Raw genomic sequence first — 2691 nt, 5'->3', positions numbered from 1 at the left:
AGAAAAAATAAGAAATTGAATATAAAAAAGAAAATAAAATAATAGAAAAAATAAAAGAAAAATAAGATAATGGAAAAAATAATAAAAAGAGTTAAAATAAGTAATTAACTCTAATTATCTAATCCTGATGGAACTTTTCTTGGAAATAATGTAATTGCTATTTCCAGAAGAAATAACCACCTTATGTTTACCTCTTTTCAACTTTTTGGTATTGATTTTAGCGACTCCTTTTTTATCTGTTTTTACAGTGTAGGTTTTGTATTTCTTACCTGTATAAACTTTTATTTTGACTTTAATTTTTGCAGCCGCCTTATTGTTTGCCTTATTTTTGATAGTGACCTTGAAGTATTTGGATTTCTTATATTTTGCAGTTACTTTAGGTGCCTTGACAATGGTTTTTGCCTTAGTGATCTTAATAGTAGCTACAGCATGAGTGTCTCTCCATTCGAAATCCTCAGATCCATCAGGACTTACAGCAAAGGTTACTTTGTATGTTCCTACCGGATATTTGGAAAAGTCAATCTTAATATTTGAACCGAAATCTTTCCAATATTCCTTTTTGCCTTTTTCTATGTAACATATGCCATCAAAATAAGGCACGGTTTTCTTATTGAAACCATATATTACCTTACCAGTGAAAAGCTTACCTGATTTGTAACTTGTAGTGAAGCTGTTTTTAACTACAAATGTTATATAGTCATAAGCCTTCAATGAATTATCCAATACAGTCGCCTTTTTGAACTTTTGAGTCTTGTTGCCGTTTGTTACGGTAACTAAAGCCTTTGTTTCAAGGTATATGACTCCTTTCTCTGTTAATTTTGAATTGTTCTTAAATGTGCAGTTAAGGATTTTTGCACTGCATCTATCAACATGTATTGCGGAAGGACCATTTTTATTAGTGTTGTTGATAAACTTTGAATTGCTTATTGTAAAAGTGCCTCCAGAATAAAAGTCGCCATCGAAAATCACTGAAGCAGCTGAATTATTTATGAAATTACATGCATTTACAGTATTCTTTCCACCAATTAATATGATTCCATTTTTAAGTTTAGTGAATGTGGAATTTTTAATTGATGAATTGGAATCAGCTGAAACAATGGCATTTGCAGTGTTGTTGAAAACAGAATTAACTACAGAATAATTGCATTGATCTGCACTTAATCCCTCCATCTTATTGCTATAAAAATTCAAATTGTTTAAAGACAGTTTAGACTTATATGCAGTGATTAATCCACTTGAAAGAGCGCTATATTCATCCCTAACATAATTCAATTGATTTGCATTGATTTTGTTTCCATTAAAAATGGAATTGGAAATAAGCAATTCAGCTTTATTCAAATAAATTGCTCCAAAGGCATTTGCATTATTTGAAAACTTGCTGTCTGTAATTTCACAGACTCCTCCATTTGCAATGATTGCAGTTATTACACCAGTATTATTTATAAAACTGCAATTGTTGACTGTTATGCCATTTTTAGTAATGATAATTGCTGTTTCATTATCATCAAACTTGAAGTTTTTAAAGCAGATATCCTTAAATATGACATTAGGAACATCTATTCTGAATCTGGTTTTAAACTGATTTGCATCCAGAACAGCATTTTCCACCCCTTGGATAGTGACTGCCTTATTAACTATAATCATATTTTTACCAGTTGAAGTGTATGTGCCATTTAATATGATTGTGTCATTTTCTGATGCTTGAACAATAGCATTTTGAATAGCATCAAATGTCTTATCTTCAACTGGAATTTCTCCATTATCTGTTGGTTCATCGGTTTCTCCAGAACCTTCATCGTCATTCAATAATTCAGAACTTCCATCATTCAAATCATTTGATTCTATAGAAATCACTTCTTGACTTGAATCAATGGAAATATCATCTATCTGCCCAGACATGTCATCTGCAGCAGAAACCATTCCAATGCTTAAAATGAATAGAACAAGCATCGAAATGAATATTAATCTTTTATTAGTCATTTTCCCCACCAATTTTATTTTCTTTTTAAATATGTTCTTTAATCGTCCCTTTGAATCATTATTCAATAAGTAAAATGTTTATTAATCGATTATCTAATAATGATTGTGCTCTTTTTGGAAATAATATATTTCTTATTTCCTGAACTGATCACAACCTTATGTTTTCCTCTCTTAAGCTTTTTAGTGTTTAATTTTGCCAATCCTTTCTTATTGGTTTTTACAGTGTAAGTTTTGTATTTCTTACCAGTGTAAACCTTTATTTTAACTTTAATGTTGGAAACTACCTTATTGCTTGCCTTATTTTTGATAGTGACCTTAAAGTATTTGGATTTCTTAAATCTTGCAGTTACTTTAGGAGCTTTTACGATAGTGTTTGCCTTTTTGATTTTAATGTTTGAATTGACAGTAGTGAATTCCTCAAAATCATAAGGGTTGTAATTATAATAGCAAAGTACTGCTTTATAGGAACCGACATTCAATCCTGATACCTTGAAAGAAGCGATTCCCTTGGAATTTGTAGTTGCCCAAAATGTTTTTACATAATTGCCAGAGGAATAAACTTCCATTTTTTATTTAAGATTAGAGCAAACTTTTTTGCTAATTCCATAAACAGCCTTAACCATATAGGTTTTTCCAGAATTATAACTTGTAGTGAAATTACTTAAAGTGTATTTAATAAAGGAAAATGGGTTTAAGTTATTATTGAAAGAA

The 2691-nt window shown here is 30.1% G+C and carries 2 protein-coding genes; both read right to left on the bottom strand.

What is annotated here, in order from left to right:
• Window positions 1–114: 114 nt before the first annotated feature.
• Window positions 115–1980 carry a right-handed parallel beta-helix repeat-containing protein gene (locus ACKI67_RS04200; protein WP_407462141.1) on the bottom strand — a complete coding sequence of 622 codons (1866 nt, stop codon included), beginning with the start codon at window positions 1978–1980 and terminating at the stop codon, window positions 115–117.
• 89 nt (window positions 1981–2069) lie between these two features.
• Entirely contained in the window at window positions 2070–2546 is a 477-nt protein-coding gene (locus ACKI67_RS04195; RefSeq protein WP_407462139.1) for a hypothetical protein, read from the bottom strand.
• Window positions 2547–2691: the final 145 nt, after the last annotated feature.

The sequence above is a fragment of the Methanobrevibacter sp. genome (genome assembly GCF_045577275.1).
In the GTDB taxonomy this organism is placed as follows: Archaea; Methanobacteriota; Methanobacteria; order Methanobacteriales; family Methanobacteriaceae; genus Methanobrevibacter.
This window is presented reverse-complemented; position numbering and strand designations above follow the sequence as displayed.